This window comes from Salinivibrio sp. ML323, from assembly GCF_001995745.1.
GTDB lineage: Bacteria > Pseudomonadota > Gammaproteobacteria > Enterobacterales > Vibrionaceae > Salinivibrio > Salinivibrio kushneri.
The window spans coordinates 76,186-94,363 of record NZ_MUES01000004.1 but is presented as its reverse complement, the minus strand read 5'-3'; the positions used below and the strand labels follow the sequence as shown (position 1 = coordinate 94,363).

Below are 18,178 nucleotides of genomic sequence, written 5' to 3'. Positions count from 1 at the left end.
TCTAAATGACCAAAAGCACAATCAGGTTACGTCAGTCTCTTGCTGCCAATGTCAGAGGTTTGTTGAGATTTTACTTGGTTTACGGGTATCGCGACGCCAAACCATTACGCCCAAACAGCCACTGATCATGACCCAAAGCCACAGCGGCGTATTGCCCCATTGGCGGTAAGGCGTGATGCCTTCCGTCCCGGTTATCTGCGTGGTCAGCACCTGGGTTTCAAACTGAGGCAGCGTCGCTTCAAGCTTGCCGTGCTCATCCACCAAGGCCGTGACACCGTTGTTGGTGGCCCGTATCACTGGTAGGCCAAATTCAAGTGCGCGCATTCGAGCAATTTCAAGGTGTTGCCAAGGGCCAATTGAGCGACCAAACCACGCATCATTCGATAGCGTAATAATTGCGTCGCTGTCCGTGTTCAAGTTGTCGCGGATTTGCGCGGGAAAGGCTATTTCATAGCAAAGCGCGGTAATGTAGTCCCAGCCGTTGGCGGGCAGGGCGGGCTGAACCGGCTCACCTGGTGAAAATGATGACATTGGCAGGTTAAACAGCGGCGCGAGCGGGCGTAATAGCCCCTCAAAGGGCACAAACTCGCCAAACGGTAGCAAGTGATGCTTGCTGTATTGGGTGGGGGCCGGGTAGCGATACGCTGGCGTCCCTGCGCCCAGAGCCAGTACATTGTTAAAGTACGCGCCCTGCTCATTTTGGTCGAGCGCGCCAGTGATCACCGTGGTTTGATTATGCTTGGCGGCTTGATCAAGCTGGGAGAAAAAACGGSGCAGTTCGCGCTCTAGAGCGGGAACGGCGGCCTCTGGCCAAATAATGACATCACTGTCCCAATGCTGGCGGGTTAAATCCAAGTACTTCATCAACGTTGGCCAGCGCTGATCGGGGCGCCATTTCAGCGCTTGCGGCACATTGCCTTGAATTAACGAAATTTGCTGTTGTTGGTCGGTTTTTGTGACCCAGTTAATGCTGCCGAGGCCATAGCTGACCGCGACCAGCCCTAACCCCGCGGCGACGGCACCATAACGTGCTTGTCCTTGCCAGTGACCCCAGCGAGGCGTGATGAGTGCGAGCAGGCCAGCCAGTACGACCAAGACGAGTGTGATCCCCTGTACCCCGAGCACAGGAGCAATGCCAGCCAGTGGGCTGTCGATTTGGCTGTAGCCAGGCCATAACCAAGGAAAGCCGGTAAACACCCAGCCTCGAAGCCAATCAATCACCAGCCATAAGGCGGGGGCGAGGATTAACCACTTGATACCGGGCTGACGAATGGGCAGTTTGTTGACCAATGCCCCGAATAATGCTGGGTAGAGGGATAGATAAGCAATCAGCAGTGCCATCAACGACAAGCCGGCGATGGCAGGCATGCCACCAAAATGATCGATGCTGACGTAAACCCAGCTAACGCCGGTGGTAAATTGGCCCAGTCCCCAGCAAAATCCCAACCACGCACTGCGCTTAGGCGAGGCGTTTTGTAGCAGGGTGAATAAGCCCCACAAAGCAACCAGCATCAATGGCCAGTACGAGAAGGGAGAAAAAGCGAGGGTGGCGGAGGCACCAAAAGCGGCAGCCAGTAATGACTGCCCGCTTTGGTATAAACGGTTAGGCGTTTTCACTGTTAACTTCGCTACTGTCTGGGATAGTGACTTGTAGCTGAATGATACGACGACTATCGGCGGCCGTCACTTTAAAGTGATAATCACCAATGTCGACTTCTTCACCGCGATCAGGGAGATGACCAAAGCTGGTCATCACCAGACCACCGATGGTGTCTACCACATCGTCTTGGAATTGAGCACCGAAATGCTCATTAAAGTCTTCCAGGGTCGTCAGGGCTTTGACCGAGAATGTATGACGGCTGAGCTGGCGAATTTCCTGCTCGTCTTCGTCGTCGTACTCGTCTTCGATCTCACCGACGATCTCTTCGAGAATGTCTTCAATGGTTACGACCCCTGACACGCCCCCAAACTCGTCAATGACAATCGCCATGTGATAGCGCTCTTCTTGGAACTCTTTGAGCAAACGATCCACGCGTTTACTCTCAGGTACCACCACCACGGGGCGTAACACTTTTTCGATGTCAAAGTCTTCGGCATCTGGGCGCAGGTAGCGCAACAAATCTTTCGCAAGCAAAATGCCTTCAACATGATCTTTGTCATCACTGATCACAGGATAACGAGAGTGTTGGGCATCAATAATAATATTAATGATCGCTTCCAATGACTGCGATCGTTCAACGATTACCATCTGCGAACGGGGTATCATGATATCTCTCACACGCATGTCAGAGATTTGCATTACACCTTCCAGCATGTCCCGAGTGTCATGATCGATCAGGGCGTTTTGCTCTGAGTCTCGAAACAAGTCCACCAGTTCTTGTCTGTCTTTTGGGTCAGCTTGGAAAAACTGACCCAGCCGCTCGAAGAAGGTCTTCCTACTCGGACCGTCTGAGTTTTGCGAATTATCGTCGTTCATTCAATTTCATTCAGTTGGTTAACGCTCGATGAAGTCGTTAGCATAAGGGTCACTGACCCCCATAGCGGCGAGAAGCTCTCGCTCCAGCGCCTCCATTTGCTCGGCTTCATCATCCTCAATATGGTCGTAACCCAGTAAGTGTAAGCTACCATGGACAACCATATGTGCCCAATGATCCATTAGTGCTTTGCCTTGTTGTTGTGCTTCTTGTTCAACAACTTGGCGACACACGACCAAATCACCGAGTAAATCAATCTCCACCCCAGGAGGGGCATCAAACGGAAAAGATAACACATTTGTGGGTTTATCTTTGCCGCGATAATCGCGATTAAGGCTTTGGCTCTCGCCCTCATCGACGATGCGTATCGTCACTTCTGCTTGGGGCCGAGCGGTGCGCACCGCCTGCTCAAACCAAGCTTGGAGCTGATCGTCACTGGGCAAGCCTTGTTCGCTTTCACAGGCAATTTGCACATCGACATAGTAGCTCATGACGGATCCTGTGAGTCAGTGGTGGCAGGCTGCGCAGCCACTTGCTGGGCTTCACGCGCTTCTCGACGACGTGCCTCGGCTTCTTTTCGCGCTTTGGCGTCTTCCGCTTCCCACTTATCGTAGGCTTGAACAATGCGGGTGACCACATGGTGGCGGACGACATCATCGGCTTGGAAAAAGTGGAAGCTAATTTCGTTCACGTCCGCGAGTACCTCAATCGCATGGCGCAGGCCTGAGCGCGCATTGCGCGGTAAGTCGACCTGAGTCACGTCACCGGTGATCACTGCCCGTGAATTAAAGCCAATCCGCGTCAAGAACATTTTCATCTGCTCGACTGTGGTGTTCTGGCTCTCATCCAAGATAATAAAGGCATCGTTCAAGGTTCGGCCACGCATATAAGCAAGAGGTGCCACCTCGATCACGTTACGATCGATCAATTTCTCGACCCGTTCAAAGCCGAGCATTTCAAATAGCGCATCGTAAAGCGGACGCAAGTAAGGGTCGACCTTTTGGCTCAAGTCACCAGGCAAAAAGCCTAGCTTCTCACCAGCTTCAACCGCAGGACGGGTCAGGAGGATACGACGGATCTCTTGACGCTCAAGCGCATCCACCGCCGCCGCGACAGCAAGGTAGGTTTTCCCCGTCCCCGCAGGGCCGATACCAAAGGTGATGTCATGGTTGACCATGTTGGCGATGTACTGCGCTTGGTTGGGCGTACGCGGTTTAATCACCCCTTTTTTGGTCTTGATGTTGATTTCTTTACCGTAAGGAATGCTCGACTCGGTGTTTTGCTCCAACACGCCCGACTCTTTGATCGCCAAATGAATCGCTTCTGGCTCAATGTCTGGAGAGCTGCCTCGCACCGGGGCGGTGTCAACGTATAAGCGTTTTAAAATATCAACCGCGGCATTGGCTGTATGGGGCTTACCCATCACAGTAAATGCATTATGGCGGTGGCTAATTTCCACCCCCAAGCGGCGCTCAAGCTGTTTGATATTATCGTCAAACGGGCCACATAAGTTGGCAAGACGGGTGTTGTCGGCAGGTTCTAGGTTCAGGTCAAGAGAGATGATTTTAGACAAGATTATCCTCGCTTTCGGCGCCAGTTACCCGGCGCCGTTGAATTGATGAACGCGTTATGGCGTGAAAACACCAACACCAAGCTCGTTTTCATTGCGCGTCTTCGCCATGATTTCGGTTGGCGAGACGGCGACACGCAAGTCCATATCTTTTTCGGTACGAACCAGCTCGCCGCGCAGCGAGTTTGGCATCACTTCAGTTATTTTGACGTCAACAAATTGGCCAATCAAATCGACAGAGCCTTCAAAGTTGACCACTCGGTTGTTCTCGGTACGACCACGCAACTCCATCAGGTTTTTGCGTGATGGGCCTTCAACCAAGATACGTTGTTCGGTATCTAGCATCATGCGCGAGTAGCGCATGGCTTGGCTATTCACTTGTTGTTGCAAGCGGTACAAGCGCTCTTTTTTCACTTGCTCTGGCGTATCGTCAGGCATATCGGCAGCCGGTGTGCCTGGACGAGATGAGTAAACAAAGCTAAAGCTCATATCGAAATCGACATCTTTAATCAATTTCATGGTCGCTTCAAAATCTTGCTCGGTTTCGCCAGGAAAGCCGACGATAAAGTCAGAACTGATAGTGATATCAGGACGCGCCTGACGCAACTTACGGATTTTTGATTTGTACTCAATCGCCGTGTGCGGGCGTTTCATCATGGTCAAAATCCGGTCTGAGCCGCTTTGTACCGGCAGGTGCAAGAAGCTTGCAACCTCAGGGGTATCACGATACACCTCAATAATATCATCGGTAAATTCCACCGGATGGCTGGTGGTGTAACGGATACGGTCAATACCGTCAATGGCCGCGACATAACGCAGCAACTCTGCAAACGTGCACACATCACCGTCGTGAGTGTCGCCGCGGTAGGCGTTTACGTTTTGTCCCAACAAGTTAACTTCACGCACACCTTGTTCAGCCAGCTGTGCAATTTCGAACAATACGTCATCCAGCGGGCGGCTGACTTCTTCGCCACGGGTGTAAGGCACCACGCAGAACGTACAGTATTTGGAGCAGCCTTCCATGATCGAGACGAAGGCGGTCGGCCCTTCTGCACGAGGCTCAGGCAGACGATCGAATTTTTCGATCTCTGGGAAGGTAATGTCCATCACTGGCGCATGATCCGAGCGTGACTGCTTGATCATCTCCGGTAGGCGGTGCAAGGTCTGCGGGCCAAAAATTACATCCACATAAGGCGCACGCTCACGAATATGGTCGCCTTCTTGAGTTGCCACACAGCCACCGACACCGATCACCAGCTCTGGGTTTTTGTCTTTGAGGGTTTTCCAACGCCCGAGTTGATGGAATACCTTTTCTTGTGCCTTTTCTCGAATCGAGCAAGTATTGAGAAGGAGAACGTCTGCGTCTTCTGGTTGTTCGGTCAGCTCATAGCCACCGGCAGAATTGAGCAGATCTGCCATTTTGGATGAGTCATACTCATTCATTTGGCAACCCCAGGTTTTGATCAGCAGTTTCTTAGCCATGTAACTTCACGCTCATTGTTAATCTTATGGACGACATTACCCTTTCAAGCTGTATGGTTTTTAATCAGTCAATCAGCTTGGCAAGCCGCGTATTGTACTGCTTTCCAATATCGCTGACCAGATCACAGGTTCGGAGAAATCACGTCGATCCGGCTAAACGTTTGAGCGGACGCGACAAAGGCCCGCTCGGAAAAGCGAATTTGCCCTCACTTTGATCGGATTGATATCGAATTCTCGTTTACCTTCAGTAGAATGCTTGCATCAACGGCACAAAGAGACGGTCATGAATCAATTTGAAGTTATTATAGTCGGCGGTGGCATGGTTGGCGCTGCGGCGGCACTTGGGCTTGCTCGCCAAGGCCGCCAGGTGGCGTTAATTGAGCGCCAGCCGCCAGAGCCTTTTGAACCTTCACAACCGATGGATTTGCGCGTTTCGGCGATTTCTCAGGCATCGGTGAGCTTGCTCAAGGATCTCGGTGCGTGGGCCAGTGTTGAAGCCATGCGTGTTTGCCCGTACCGCCGCCTAGAAACTTGGGAAGCGGAAGACAGCCGTGTGTGTTTCAGTGCTGACCAACTCGACTTGCCACAATTAGGATATATGGTCGAGAACCGCTTGATTCAACTTGGTCTGTGGCAACAGTTTGCTCGTTTTGACAATTTGCACCTCGTCTCACCGGCCTCGATCACGGGTATGACGCAGGCGGGCGAGCTGCATCAAGTCCAATTAGACAGTGGTGATACTCTGAGTGCTCCTTGGCTTATCGGCGCAGACGGTGCCCACTCCAAAGTGAGAGATTACGCGCAAATCGGCCTTACCAGCTGGGATTATCGCCAGCACTGCATGCTCATCCATGTTGAAACGGCCGCCCCCCAACAAGACATTACCTGGCAGCAGTTTTTCCACACTGGGCCACGCTCGCTGTTGCCGCTTTGTGGCCACAACGCCTCGCTAGTGTGGTACGACAGCCCAGCGCGAGTTAAACAGTTGTGCCAGCTCAATGCCGAACAGCTCAAAGCCGAGATAGTGAGCCATTTCCCACCACAAGTGGGCGACGTCACTCCCATCAATTGGGGCGCGTTTCCACTAACACGCCGTCATGCTCAGCAGTACCATCGTAATGGGGTCGTGGTGATTGGTGATGCCGCCCACACCATCAACCCGCTGGCAGGGCAAGGGGTGAACTTAGGCTTTAAAGATGTCGCCGCATTGCTGGATGCCTGTGCCGATGCGGGCGCAGAATGGCAAGCGGAGTCAACGTTAGCGGCATACGAAAAAGCACGCCGCACCGATAACATGATGATGCAAACGGGTATGGATGTGTTTTATACCGCGTTCAGTAACCAAGTGACGCCTTTAAAACTGGCACGTAATGCGGTGTTTAAACTGGCTGAACACAGTGGTCCGGTGAAAAAGCAGGTGTTGAAGTATGCACTAGGGCTTTAGTCTTGGTGACAAGGAGTTGACATGACGGGCTACCAGAACATTATTTTTGATATTGGCAATGTGATCGTGCGTTGGTCACCAGAAGAAATTATCCGCTTAACCTTAGGGGACGCGGCGGATGCCCACGCGCATGCCAATCAAATCTTCCAGAGCGATACCTGGCAAGCGCTGAATCGTGGCACGCTCACCGAGGCGCAAGCCAAGCAGCGTTTTGCCGATGACACGGCGCTAAGCCTCGCGCAGCTTGAAGTGCTGTTTTATTACATCAAACAGACTCAAATTTGTCTTTACGGCAGTGTGGATTTGCTTCGATCGGCCAAAGAGGCCGGATACGGGGTTTATGCGTTAACCGATAATGTGCGCGAAATCGTGGCGTTCTTAAAACAGCGCTACGCGTTTTGGTCGCTGTTTGATGGTGCGATTGTGTCAGCGGAAGTGGGCTGTTTGAAACCCGAACCTGCTATTTATCAACGCTTGTTGGATGATTATCACCTTGACCCAGTTTCATGTGTGTTTTTGGATGACAGGACGGCGAACGTCGAGGGCGCGAAAGCACTCGGCATGGCGGGCATCCCCTTTACCGATGCACAGCAAGGTCGCGCAGAACTGGCCAAGATGGGGGTCGTGGTGTAGTGGATGCGGTAAACATGAACGCTAAACGCAAAAAAGCCCACATGATGTGGGCTTTTTAATATGGCTGGGGTACCAGGATTCGAACCTGGGAATGACGAGATCAAAACCCGTTGCCTTACCGCTTGGCGATACCCCAGTAGGCGTTGCCTAACTTGGTGCGGAGAGAGGGACTTGAACCCTCACGTCCTTTCGGACACTAGCACCTGAAGCTAGCGCGTCTACCAATTCCGCCACCTCCGCAAAAGGTGGGTAACTCGGCAATAAAAAAACGCTGCCAAATTACAAAAAATAAATGGTGGCTACGACGGGATTCGAACCTGTGACCCCATCATTATGAGTGATGTGCTCTAACCAACTGAGCTACGTAGCCACGCTGTAAGGCGAAAGCCTTAAGACGGAACGAATTATGCGGATAGAGAGCTAGAGCGTCAAGTATGGCTGGCCATTTTTTTATTATTTTCATCTCGTTGGCTGCATTATTCACCAGTTTGTGCTGGTTTTGCCAACAATATGCGCCCAAGACTGACGCTTAGCCTGTGGTTAGCGCGATTCAAATAAAAAAAAGCCAGCCCGCAGGCTGGCTCAAAATCAATAGGGTGGGGTCTCGACAACACACCCAGAGGGGCTTAACGCTTGCGCGTTAAACGTTGAAACGGAAGTGAATGACATCGCCGTCTTTAACAATGTACTCTTTGCCTTCCAGACGCCACTTACCGGCATCTTTGGCACCGCTTTCGCCATTGTTAGCAATGTAATCATCATAGCCAACCACTTCGGCGCGGATAAAGCCTTTTTCAAAGTCGGTGTGGATTTTACCTGCCGCCTGTGGCGCGGTAGAGCCGATCGGCACCGTCCAAGCACGCACTTCTTTCACCCCTGCGGTGAAATAGGTATGCAAGGTTAGCAGCTCGTAACCGGCGCGAATGACGCGGTTTAGGCCCGGCTCTTCTAGACCCATTTCATCTAAGAACGCGGCCGCTTCTTCGGCGTCCAGCTCGGCAATTTCGCCTTCAATTTCCGCACACACAGCCACCACGGTCGCGCCTTCTTTAGCGGCGATGTCGCGCACTTGATCCAAGTACGGGTTGTTTTCAAAGCCATCGTCGTTAACGTTGGCAATGTACATGGTAGGCTTGAGCGTCAAGAAGTTAAGATATTGCACCGCCGCTTCTTCTTCTTTGCTCAGCTCGACCGAGCGCAACATGTTGCCTTCTTCTAGTACAGGCAGTAGTTTTTCCAATACCGTCAGCTCAAACTTAGCGTCTTTGTCGCCGCCTTTGGCTTTTTTAGCGTTGCGCTGCATCGCGCGCTCACAGCTTTCCAAATCGGCGAGCGCCAGTTCGGTGTTAATCACGGCAATGTCATCAGCAGGATCGACTTTGCCCGACACATGGACAATATTGTCATTTTCAAAACAGCGCACCACATGGCCAATGGCATCGGTTTCACGGATGTTAGCCAGGAATTTGTTACCCAGGCCTTCACCGCGTGATGCACCCGCGACCAAACCGGCGATATCGACAAACTCCATGGTGGTCGGTAGCACTTTTTGTGGGTTCACAATCTTGGCTAACGCATCCAAGCGTAAGTCAGGCACAGGCACCACGCCCGTGTTTGGCTCGATGGTACAAAATGGAAAGTTAGCGGCGTCAATGCCCGCTTTGGTCAGTGCGTTAAATAGTGTGGATTTACCTACGTTTGGTAGGCCCACGATGCCACATTTAAAACCCATGAGATGGTAACCCTTTAATCAAAATTACTGTGCTTTGAAGGTATGTAAACGATTTTGCGCTTTAGCAAGATCGTCTTTGAGCAGTATTTCAAGGCTGCGAACCGCCTCATCAGTGGCCTGTTCTAACAGACTCTGCTCATTGGCGGGGGCTTTGGTAAGCACATATCCCGCCACCTTATCCTTGTGACCCGGATGGCCAACACCAATCCGGAGTCGATAAAATGATTTATCATTTGCCAGTTTGCTGATGATGTCACGTAGCCCATTATGGCCACCGTGCCCACCACCTTGTTTAAACTTGGCCACACCGGGTGGTAAGTCTAGTTCGTCATGCGCCACCATGATGGCGTCGACGGGAATATTGTAAAAGTTCGCCAGTGCTTGCACGGCCTTCCCGGACAAATTCATGTACGTGGTTGGGATCAACAAACGCAGATCTTGCCCGTGGACATTGATACGGCCCGTCAAACCAAAGAATTTTTTTTCTTCTTTTAACGGTGCATTGTGGATCCGCGCAAGCTCTTGCACGACCCAAGCGCCCGCGTTGTGGCGTGTTTGGGCATATTCTGGCCCTGGATTGGCCAATCCAACTAGTAAGCGGATCTGATTACTCACGACGTTTCTCGCTATCTGTCTACTCATCGTAGCCGGTGAGCATCGCGCCCACGCAAAAAGGCGACATATCCTACCATTGTTGTGACTAAAGGGTCGAGCCAGCACCGGTAAATGGCCGATAAAAAAACACCCTGCACAAAGGCAGGGCGCTTAGGCGCGGTTGCTGTGGCTAACTTACGAGTTAAACATCGCAGAGATAGACTCTTCGTTGCTGATGCGGCGAATCGCTTCGGCCAGCATGCCAGAGAGCGTTAATTGCGATACGCGGCCAGTGGCCTGGATCTCGGCGCTCAGTGGGGTAGAGTCAGTCACCACGATTTCATCAATCACAGACTCAGCGATATTCTTCGGTGCATCGCCAGAGAAAACGGGGTGAGTCGCATAAGCGAAGACGCGCTTAGCGCCGCGGTTTTTCAACGCTTCGGCGGCTTTACACAGGGTGCCACCGGTATCAATCATGTCATCAACGATGATGCAGTCACGCCCTTCAACATCGCCAATCAAGTGCATAACCTGTGAGACGTTGGCACGTGGACGGCGCTTGTCGATAATCGCGATGTCAGTGTCATCCAGCAGCTTCGCAGTGGCACGCGCGCGGACCACGCCGCCAATGTCAGGAGACACAACCACAGGGTCTTCCAGGTTCTTCGCCAGCATGTCTTCAAGCAGAACAGGGGTACCAAAGATGTTATCGACCGGCACGTCGAAGAAGCCTTGGATTTGTTCAGCGTGGAGATCAACGGTCAGGACGCGGTCAACACCCACGTTAGAAAGGAAATCTGCAATGACTTTTGCGGTGATAGGAACACGAGAGGAGCGGACGCGGCGATCTTGACGAGCATAACCAAAGTAAGGGATAACAGCGGTTATGCGGCCAGCCGATGCACGTCGAAACGCGTCTATCATAACGACCAGTTCCATTAAGTTGTCATTGGTCGGGGCGCAGGTGGACTGGAGGACGAACACGTCACTACCGCGCACATTCTCGTTAATCTGAACGCACACTTCACCGTCAGAAAAACGGCCTACAGTGGCGTCACCCAGTGACATGTAAAGACGGTTTGCGATACGTTGGGCGAGAACGGGTGTCGCGTTACCAGCGAACAGCTTCATATCAGGCACGGTGGAAACCTCGGGTTGCATCCATTTAGWAGTCACTGACCGACGGTTTGTTGCTGCAGCGCATCAAGTAGGGGTGAACGATTCAACCCACGTGCAACAAACCCTGTCAGCCAGTTAGGCATAGTGTCGAGTGTGGCCTGGGCATCTTGTGCAGTGTCAAACTCGGCAAACACGCACGCGCCTGTCCCAGTCATCCTAGACGGCGCGTATTCTAGCAGCCACGAAACAGCCTTATCAACCTCGGGGAATTGTTTACGGGCTATCTTTTCGCAATCGTTTTCGTATTTTTGTGCCATAAGCGCAGAAACTGTGCGCTTTGGCGTGTTTCGTTGCAACTGAGGGTGAGTGAAAATGGCTGCGGTGGAAATAGACACGTCAGGCTTCACCACCAAGTAGTATTTCTCGCGTGGCGCAACGGGCGTAAAGACTTCTCCAATGCCTTCTGCGACTGCCGCCTGCCCATAAATGAAAATCGGCACATCGGCACCTAGCGTCAGGCCGAGTTGCGCCAGCGTTTGTTGGCTTACTTGGGTTTGCCACAGATGATTGAGTGCGACCAGCGTGGTGGCCGCATCGGATGACCCACCGCCCAGACCGCCGCCCATAGGAAGGCGCTTTTCCACATCGATGTGCGCGCCTTGTTGGCATCMTGTATGCTGCTGCAACGCTTTCGCGGCTTTGACAATCAAGTTGTCATTTTCACTCACCCCCTCTATCACGGGGCTGAGGCTGATCTTACCACTCGCGTTCGGCGTAATAGCCAATGTGTCGCCATGGTCGAGAAACTGAAACAGGGTTTGCAGCTCATGATAGCCATTGTCGCGACGTCCGGTGATGTAGAGAAATAAGTTTAGTTTGGCAGGCGCGGGCCAAAAGGTGGGTTCAGTCATTATCGAGCGTCCAATCAGAAATCAACAATTTAACGGTTTGCTGGTCTCGGGTCAGGGTAATACGTGTGGGGAGCGCAGGCTGCGTGTCAGCGCTGTAGTCTTGATAGTCAATGTCCCAGCCTTGCGCCCCGTTGAGGGTCGCAACACGGTTATCTGGCCCCAGCGAAAAGCTATCTTGTGCGCGTGGTAGTCCAATGAGCCAAGGGGCAAGCGCGTCGATAGGCAAGTGTGCACCAGTCAAATAGGCGACCAAACGGGCCGGGTCGGTATCTTGATAACGCTCACCTTGGTCATCAATTAAGACCGCACCTTGTTCATTCATGGTTAACGACAGCAAGGTGGTGCCGAGAAAGTTGGTGAGCCGCAGTTGAGATTGGGCGGGCGAATACCGCCAGTACAAATTGGCAGAAAAACGCGTGCTCGGGGCAATAAACGCGACTTTACCCCGTGCGGTGTAGCTATCCACCGATACCAAGGCGTCGCGATGACTCTGCCACTCAGTCGTTGGGGCTGGGGCAGTGGCACACCCCGCAAGTAGCGTTAAAAACAGTGCCAAGACGCTCACGCGTATAGAGGAGAACATTAAACCGAGTATCCTTTTTGTTTTCGTCAACCGACCGCTTGTTGTCGTTCGCCGACTCCAATCGCTGTGTAACGCTACTTTGCCACAAGCGCCGGACGGAGAGAAGCCAGTCAAGCGCTTGGTTGTGTGGAGGAAATAAAGGCATGTTAGCTGTTGTATACCTTTACATCGATTTCGCGAGGCTTCACATTTCCGTGCCACGAAAATGCTGCGATACAATGTTCGCTTTAATTCGCGGGGGGCATCAAGTAAAATCCTCCGCTCCAATCCTTACTGGTGCTGTCGGTAACAACGCTTCATGAGCCTGTTAGTTCTCGGAATTAATCACAAAACGGCCCCCGTCGAGCTGCGGGAAAAGGTCGCCTTTTCGCCGCAACAACTTGAGCAGGCGTTAGGGCAGCTTTCCGAGCATCCACAGGTGCGCAGTTGCGTGATCGTTTCAACCTGCAACCGCACTGAGATTTATGCGGAGCTAAATCAGCCGGGTGTTGGGGTATTGGTGGAATGGCTAACGCGCTTTCATCAGCTCAGTAGCGATAGCCTGATGGCCAGCATTTATTACCATGAAGAGCAATCTGCGGTGAAGCACCTGATGCGGGTCGCGTGCGGGTTAGACTCCTTGGTGTTAGGCGAGCCGCAAATATTGGGGCAGGTCAAGCAAGCGTACGCCAGTGCCGGGAAAGCGGGAATGATTTCTGGCTCATTGGAGAAATTGTTTCATAAAACCTTTGCGGTGGCGAAGCGGATCCGCACCGAGACCGAGATTGGCGGCAATGCGGTATCAGTGGCTTTTGCCGCTTGCACATTGGCGCGCCAAATTTTTGAGTCGTTATCGGACGTGACAACTTTGCTAGTGGGCGCCGGCGAGACCATTGAGCTGGTGGCCAGGCATTTAAAAGAGCATCAATGCAGTCAAATTATATTTGCTAACCGCACACAATCACGCGCGCAGGCACTTGCCGAACAATTTGACGCCAAGGTGTCGGGGCTTGAGGCGCTTCCAGAGCAACTCTGCCAGGCCGACATCGTGATTAGCTCGACGGCCGCGCCCATGCCATTGATTGAAAAGGCGATGGTCGAAAAAGCCTTGAAAAAGCGGCGGCACCAACCCATGTTGCTGATTGATATTGCTGTCCCGCGTGACATTGATGAAAACGTGGGCAGTCTCGCGGATGCGTACCTATACAGCGTGGATGACTTACAGTCGATTGTGGAGCACAACCGCGAGCAGCGAAAGTTAGCGGCGATTCAAGCCGAAGCGATTGTGACCGAAGAAAGTGCTGATTTTATGCGCTGGTTGCGCTCACGCGAAGCGGTAGACAGTATCAAACAGTACCGCACACAGTCTGAACACATTAAACAGGCGGAATTGGAGCAAAGCATTCAGGCTCTAGCCAATGGCGCTGACGCAGAAAGCGTATTACGCCAGCTGAGTAACCGTCTGACCAATAAACTGATCCACCCCCCCACGCAGGCGATGCAGCAAGCTGCACAAAATGGTGAGCCRGATAAACTGGCGGTGATGCGTGTTTGTCTGGGGCTGGACAGTGACAACTAACGAAGAGATATATGAAAGCATCAATATTAGCCAAGCTAGAGTCGCTATCTGAGCGCTACGAAGAAGTTCAGCACCTGCTCGGCACCCCAGATATCATTAATGATCAGAACAAATTCCGCGCGTTGTCGAAAGAGTATTCGCAGCTGGAAGAGGTGATCAAGTGCTTTACTGAGTTCAAGCAAGCGCAAGAAGACTTGGCGGCTGCCCAAGAGATGGCCAACGAAGATGACGCAGAGATGCGTGAAATGGCGCAAGAGGAAGTCGCGCAGGCTGAACAAACCATTGAATCACTGACCGATCAGCTCCAGATTTTGCTATTGCCGAAAGATCCGAACGATGACCGCAATTGCTTCCTGGAAATTCGCGCCGGTGCCGGTGGGGATGAAGCCGGGATTTTTGCCGGGGATTTATTCCGCATGTATAGCCGTTATGCTGAGCAGCGCGGCTGGAAGTTAGAAATTATTAGTGCCAGTGAAGGGGAGCACGGCGGCTTTAAAGAAGTGATTGCCCGTGTTGCCGGAGAAGGTGCGTATGGTGTGCTCAAGTTTGAATCTGGCGGCCATCGCGTGCAGCGCGTGCCCGCAATAGAATCACAAGGGCGCGTGCATACCTCGGCCTGTACTGTGGCGATCTTGCCAGAAATCCCAGAAGCGGAAGCGCCAGAGATTAACCCAGCCGATCTGAAAGTTGATACCTTCCGTGCATCCGGTGCCGGTGGTCAGCACGTCAACACCACAGATTCTGCCATTCGTATTACTCACTTGCCGACTGGCACTGTGGTGGAATGTCAGGATGAGCGCTCACAACACAAAAACCGCGCCAAAGCGATGTCGGTACTGGCAGCACGCTTGATTAAAGCGGAAGAAGAAAAGCGCGCCGCAGAAGAAGCGTCAACGCGCCGTAACCTGTTAGGCTCGGGTGATCGCTCAGACCGTATTCGCACCTACAATTATCCGCAAGGGCGGGTATCGGATCACCGCATCAACCTGACCTTGTATCGTCTCGACGATGTCATGCAAGGTGATCTGGATAGCTTGGTGGATCCTGTGATTCAAGAGCACCAAGCCGACCAACTTGCCGCCTTGTCTGAGCAGCAATAATGACAGCGACGATCAGCGCATTACTGGCCGATAGCACCACAGAGCTGACCGCTTTATCGGGCGGCGCTGCAGGCGTCGACGTTAGGGCGTTGCTCTGCCATGTGTTAGGACAACCAAGCAGTTATCTTTACACTTGGCCAGAGCGCAAACTCACCGCCGCACAATTGGCACAATTTCGTCAGTTGTTTGCTCGTCGTCTACAAGGCGAGCCCGTGGCGTATATTTTGGGTTACCGCGATTTTTGGACGCTACGACTCAATGTGTCACCGACCACTTTAATCCCGCGCCCTGAAACCGAGCTGCTGGTGGAACAAGCGCTGGCCGTGTTGCCTGCCACGCCTTGCCGTGTGCTGGATTTAGGCACCGGAACGGGGGCTGTGGCTTTAGCCATTGCCAGCGAGCGGCCTGATGTCACCGTTGTGGGCGTTGATCTGATGCCTGAAGCGGTTGCCTTGGCAAGCCGAAATGCGCACGACAACCACCTCTCAAACGCCCACTTTATTCAAAGCGACTGGTTCAGCGCACTCAGTGATATGAATCGGTTTGAGGTGATTGTGAGTAACCCACCGTATATTGACGGCGATGATCCACACCTTCAGCAAGGCGATGTCCGCTTTGAACCCGCCAGTGCTTTGGTCGCTGAAGAAAGTGGCTTAGCCGCGATTCGTCACATCGGCCAAACCGCGGCCAAGTATCTGGTCGACGGGGGCTGGTTGATGGTCGAGCATGGTTATAACCAAGGCGAAGCGGTCCGGGCGGCATGGAAAGACGCCGGCTGGCCCGATGCCAAAACCCAACAAGATTACGCTGGGCTCGATAGAATCACCTTGGCACAGCGACTTTAACTGACACTGATAGGAAGCAGGAATCGTTATGATCTACATGGCCCTTAAGCACACCCACTTACTTACCGTGGTGTTAAGCCTTTCGTTATTCGTTATTCGATTTGTCTGGGTGATGCGTGGCAGTGAGATGATGAATAAAAAATGGGTCAAGGTCACCCCGCATGTGGTCGATACCCTATTACTAAGCACCGGTGTGGCGCTGATTTTTGTGACCGGGTTTATTCCCTTCACCGAATCCGGCGCGTGGCTGACAGAAAAGCTGACCTGTGTCTTAGCTTACATTGCCTTGGGCTTTGTCGCCTTGCACTACAGCCGAGGCAAACTGTTCCGCACTGTGGCCTTTCTAGGCGCATTGGGGTGGGCCTATGCCGCGGCGAACCTTGCACTACTCAAAGTTCCTCACGTAATGGGATAAACATGATGCCATTAACCGATCAACAATTAGACACGCTCACACTGGCAGAAGGGGCGGCGACTCTGAACCATGCCATCGACTCGTCAGTCGATGTGCATCAGATTAAAGCGTCGCTGGATCGCCTTGCCGACGAAGCCGAGCACCAGCTTGGTGCCGAGCCCGATATGGCATTACGACTGGATGGCCTGTGTCGTCTTTTTTATCACCAGTGGCAATTTAAAGGCGACATCGAGCAGTACTTTTCATCGGATAATGTCTTTATTAATAAGGTGTTAGAGCGTAAAACTGGGATCCCAGCTTCATTGGGCGCTGTCTTCTTATACCTGTGCGAGCGCTTGTCGCTGCCGGTTAAGCCAATGGCGTTCCCCAGCCAGCTGGTGCTGCGTATTGATGAGTTAGAGGACGCCCCCGTTTTCATCAACCCGTTTAACGGCGAACGGGTTAACGAGCGCATTTTGCGTGGCTGGCTCAAAGGAAGCCAAGGCCCACTTGCCGAGCTTGAAGCGTCGCACTTGCAGCCAAGTGACAACCCCACCATTATCGGTCGTTGGCTTACTGTGGCGAAAAGTGCGCTATTACGGGAAGAAAAATACGCCATGGCGCTGCGTTGTAGTGAACTGGCGCTAACCTTTAGCCCTGATGATCCTTACGAGATTCGCGACCGCGGCTATATTTTCCAACAACTGGATTGCGATCGTGTGGCGGCGACTGATTACGAGTATTTTATTGAGCAATGCCCGGATGACCCGGCAGCAGAGCTGCTAAAAATGCAAGTAAAAGCGCTTAACGAAGAGCAACCGACGTTACATTGATGCGTGATCACGCATGACTAAGGATACCTGTATGACGCAAAAAACCGTCCACATTGGTGACACTCCTGTTGCCAACGATCGCCCGTTTACCTTGTTTGCTGGCATGAACGTGCTGGAATCACGCGATTTGGCCATGCAAATTTGTGAGCATTACGTCAAGGTGACCGACAAGCTTGGCATTCCCTATGTTTTCAAAGCTTCATTCGACAAAGCGAACCGCTCATCAGTGCATTCTTACCGTGGCCCGGGCATGGAAGAGGGGCTCAAAATCTTTGAAGAGCTAAAAAGCACCTTCGGCGTCAAAGTGATTACTGACATCCACGAGCAATATCAAGCGGCACCGGTGGCGGAAGTGGCGGATGTGATTCAATTGCCTGCCTTCTTAGCGCGCCAAACCGATTTGGTTGAAGCCATGGCAAAAACCGATGCGGTTATTAACGTTAAAAAACCTCAGTTTATGAGCCCTGGACAAGTGGGTAACATCGTCGACAAATTTGCCGAGTGTGGCAACGAGAAAGTGATCTTGTGTGAACGTGGTAGCTGCCATGGCTATGATAACTTGGTGGTGGATATGCTCGGCTTTGATGTGATGAAAAAGGCCTCAAACGGCAGCCCGATTATTTTTGATGTCACCCACGCGTTGCAATGCCGTGATCCACAAGGTGCCGCCTCTGGTGGACGTCGTCAGCAAACGGTTGATTTGGCCCGTGCAGGTTTAGGCACCAAAATTGCCGGTTTGTTTATCGAAGCGCACCCAGACCCAGACAATGCCCGTTGTGACGGGCCGTCAGCGCTACCACTGGACAAGCTTGAGCCTTTCCTGGCACAAATGAAAGCGCTGGATGATGTGATTAAAAACTTTGAAGAGATTGATATCCGCTAATTAGCGGTCGATCGATACCG

At 52.4% G+C, this 18,178-nt stretch carries 18 protein-coding genes and 3 tRNA genes; 8 read left to right on the top strand and 13 right to left on the bottom strand.

Going from position 1 to position 18,178, the window contains the following annotated elements; genetic code table 11:
* Positions 1–51: 51 nt before the first annotated feature.
* The 5 genes from lnt to miaB are packed head-to-tail and all read right to left on the bottom strand — an operon-like array spanning position 52 to position 5,526.
* Positions 52–1,617, bottom strand: a complete 1,566-nt coding sequence (gene lnt / locus BZG13_RS04490) for an apolipoprotein N-acyltransferase (protein WP_077485403.1) — start codon at positions 1,615–1,617, stop codon at positions 52–54.
* The gene (gene corC, locus BZG13_RS04485) at positions 1,604–2,476 is read right to left on the bottom strand and encodes a CNNM family magnesium/cobalt transport protein CorC (protein WP_069361092.1); all 873 of its coding nucleotides are present in this window, start codon (positions 2,474–2,476) and stop codon (positions 1,604–1,606) included. The genes lnt and corC overlap by 14 nt, the downstream gene beginning before the upstream one ends.
* Positions 2,477–2,494: 18 nt before the next feature.
* Positions 2,495–2,965: an rRNA maturation RNase YbeY gene (gene ybeY, locus BZG13_RS04480; protein WP_077456919.1), complete on the bottom strand. Its 471-nt coding sequence runs from the start codon at positions 2,963–2,965 to the stop codon at positions 2,495–2,497.
* On the bottom strand, positions 2,962–4,047 hold the full coding sequence (locus tag BZG13_RS04475; RefSeq protein WP_077485401.1) for a PhoH family protein: 1,086 nt from the start codon (positions 4,045–4,047) through the stop codon (positions 2,962–2,964). Before BZG13_RS04475 ends, ybeY begins: the two co-directional genes overlap by 4 nt.
* A 54-nt stretch (positions 4,048–4,101) precedes the next feature.
* The gene (gene miaB / locus BZG13_RS04470; RefSeq protein WP_046073700.1) at positions 4,102–5,526 is read right to left on the bottom strand and encodes a tRNA (N6-isopentenyl adenosine(37)-C2)-methylthiotransferase MiaB; all 1,425 of its coding nucleotides are present in this window, start codon (positions 5,524–5,526) and stop codon (positions 4,102–4,104) included.
* A 283-nt stretch (positions 5,527–5,809) separates the two neighbouring features.
* Between miaB and BZG13_RS04465 the strand changes: the two genes are divergently transcribed.
* Both BZG13_RS04465 and BZG13_RS04460 read left to right on the top strand, forming a co-directional pair.
* Positions 5,810–6,970, top strand: coding sequence for a 2-octaprenyl-3-methyl-6-methoxy-1,4-benzoquinol hydroxylase (locus tag BZG13_RS04465; RefSeq protein ID WP_077485398.1), 1,161 nt, complete (start codon positions 5,810–5,812; stop codon positions 6,968–6,970).
* A 21-nt stretch (positions 6,971–6,991) separates the two neighbouring features.
* Entirely contained in the window at positions 6,992–7,603 is a 612-nt protein-coding gene (locus BZG13_RS04460; protein WP_077485396.1) for an HAD family hydrolase, read from the top strand.
* A 61-nt stretch (positions 7,604–7,664) separates the two neighbouring features.
* Here the strand turns inward: BZG13_RS04460 and BZG13_RS04455 are convergent.
* The 8 genes from BZG13_RS04455 to lolB all read right to left on the bottom strand — a co-directional run bounded on the left by BZG13_RS04455 (position 7,665) and on the right by lolB (position 12,545).
* Positions 7,665–7,739 (bottom strand) — tRNA-Gln (locus BZG13_RS04455).
* 17 nt (positions 7,740–7,756) lie between these two features.
* Positions 7,757–7,843: transfer RNA gene (locus BZG13_RS04450), tRNA-Leu, on the bottom strand.
* A 53-nt stretch (positions 7,844–7,896) separates the two neighbouring features.
* A tRNA-Met gene (locus BZG13_RS04445) sits at positions 7,897–7,973 on the bottom strand.
* A 270-nt stretch (positions 7,974–8,243) separates the two neighbouring features.
* Complete coding sequence (gene ychF / locus BZG13_RS04440) at positions 8,244–9,335, bottom strand: redox-regulated ATPase YchF (RefSeq protein WP_069361086.1); 1,092 nt, start codon at positions 9,333–9,335, stop codon at positions 8,244–8,246.
* Between the two features lie 24 nt (positions 9,336–9,359).
* Positions 9,360–9,950 carry an aminoacyl-tRNA hydrolase gene (gene pth / locus BZG13_RS04435; RefSeq protein WP_046073696.1) on the bottom strand — a complete coding sequence of 197 codons (591 nt, stop codon included), beginning with the start codon at positions 9,948–9,950 and terminating at the stop codon, positions 9,360–9,362.
* Between the two features lie 174 nt (positions 9,951–10,124).
* Positions 10,125–11,072, bottom strand: a complete 948-nt coding sequence (locus BZG13_RS04430) for a ribose-phosphate pyrophosphokinase (RefSeq protein WP_046073862.1) — start codon at positions 11,070–11,072, stop codon at positions 10,125–10,127.
* A gap of 32 nt (positions 11,073–11,104) precedes the next feature.
* A complete protein-coding gene (gene ispE, locus BZG13_RS04425) occupies positions 11,105–11,962 on the bottom strand; it encodes a 4-(cytidine 5'-diphospho)-2-C-methyl-D-erythritol kinase (protein ID WP_077485393.1) in 858 nt (285 codons plus the stop codon).
* Positions 11,955–12,545: a lipoprotein insertase outer membrane protein LolB gene (lolB, locus tag BZG13_RS04420; RefSeq protein WP_077485390.1), complete on the bottom strand. Its 591-nt coding sequence runs from the start codon at positions 12,543–12,545 to the stop codon at positions 11,955–11,957. The genes ispE and lolB overlap by 8 nt, the downstream gene beginning before the upstream one ends.
* A 298-nt stretch (positions 12,546–12,843) precedes the next feature.
* Between lolB and hemA the strand changes: the two genes are divergently transcribed.
* The 6 genes from hemA to kdsA are packed head-to-tail and all read left to right on the top strand — an operon-like array spanning position 12,844 to position 18,158.
* Positions 12,844–14,103, top strand: a complete 1,260-nt coding sequence (gene hemA, locus BZG13_RS04415) for a glutamyl-tRNA reductase (protein ID WP_077485387.1) — start codon at positions 12,844–12,846, stop codon at positions 14,101–14,103.
* An 11-nt stretch (positions 14,104–14,114) separates the two neighbouring features.
* On the top strand, positions 14,115–15,203 hold the full coding sequence (prfA, locus tag BZG13_RS04410; protein ID WP_077485384.1) for a peptide chain release factor 1: 1,089 nt from the start codon (positions 14,115–14,117) through the stop codon (positions 15,201–15,203).
* Positions 15,203–16,048 carry a peptide chain release factor N(5)-glutamine methyltransferase gene (prmC, locus tag BZG13_RS04405; protein ID WP_077485382.1) on the top strand — a complete coding sequence of 282 codons (846 nt, stop codon included), beginning with the start codon at positions 15,203–15,205 and terminating at the stop codon, positions 16,046–16,048. The genes prfA and prmC overlap by 1 nt, the downstream gene beginning before the upstream one ends.
* Before the next feature lie 31 nt (positions 16,049–16,079).
* On the top strand, positions 16,080–16,463 hold the full coding sequence (locus BZG13_RS04400; RefSeq protein WP_069361178.1) for a SirB2 family protein: 384 nt from the start codon (positions 16,080–16,082) through the stop codon (positions 16,461–16,463).
* A 2-nt stretch (positions 16,464–16,465) separates the two neighbouring features.
* Complete coding sequence (locus BZG13_RS04395) at positions 16,466–17,275, top strand: SirB1 family protein (protein WP_077456901.1); 810 nt, start codon at positions 16,466–16,468, stop codon at positions 17,273–17,275.
* A 31-nt stretch (positions 17,276–17,306) separates the two neighbouring features.
* Positions 17,307–18,158: a 3-deoxy-8-phosphooctulonate synthase gene (kdsA, locus tag BZG13_RS04390; protein WP_069361079.1), complete on the top strand. Its 852-nt coding sequence runs from the start codon at positions 17,307–17,309 to the stop codon at positions 18,156–18,158.
* Positions 18,159–18,178: the final 20 nt, after the last annotated feature.

What these genes read in the sequence shown, in the direction of transcription:
- corC (WP_069361092.1), bottom strand. Translation starts at nt 2,476, where the DNA reads ATGAACGACGATAATTCGCAAAACTCAGACGGTCCGAGTAGGAAGACC.
- ybeY (WP_077456919.1), bottom strand. Translation starts at nt 2,965, where the DNA reads ATGAGCTACTATGTCGATGTGCAAATTGCCTGTGAAAGCGAACAAGGC.
- miaB (WP_046073700.1), bottom strand. Translation starts at nt 5,526, where the DNA reads ATGGCTAAGAAACTGCTGATCAAAACCTGGGGTTGCCAAATGAATGAG.
- BZG13_RS04465 (WP_077485398.1), top strand. Translation starts at nt 5,810, where the DNA reads ATGAATCAATTTGAAGTTATTATAGTCGGCGGTGGCATGGTTGGCGCT.
- BZG13_RS04460 (WP_077485396.1), top strand. Translation starts at nt 6,992, where the DNA reads ATGACGGGCTACCAGAACATTATTTTTGATATTGGCAATGTGATCGTG.
- ychF (WP_069361086.1), bottom strand. Translation starts at nt 9,335, where the DNA reads ATGGGTTTTAAATGTGGCATCGTGGGCCTACCAAACGTAGGTAAATCC.
- lolB (WP_077485390.1), bottom strand. Translation starts at nt 12,545, where the DNA reads ATGTTCTCCTCTATACGCGTGAGCGTCTTGGCACTGTTTTTAACGCTA.
- prfA (WP_077485384.1), top strand. Translation starts at nt 14,115, where the DNA reads ATGAAAGCATCAATATTAGCCAAGCTAGAGTCGCTATCTGAGCGCTAC.
- prmC (WP_077485382.1), top strand. Translation starts at nt 15,203, where the DNA reads ATGACAGCGACGATCAGCGCATTACTGGCCGATAGCACCACAGAGCTG.
- BZG13_RS04395 (WP_077456901.1), top strand. Translation starts at nt 16,466, where the DNA reads ATGATGCCATTAACCGATCAACAATTAGACACGCTCACACTGGCAGAA.
- kdsA (WP_069361079.1), top strand. Translation starts at nt 17,307, where the DNA reads ATGACGCAAAAAACCGTCCACATTGGTGACACTCCTGTTGCCAACGAT.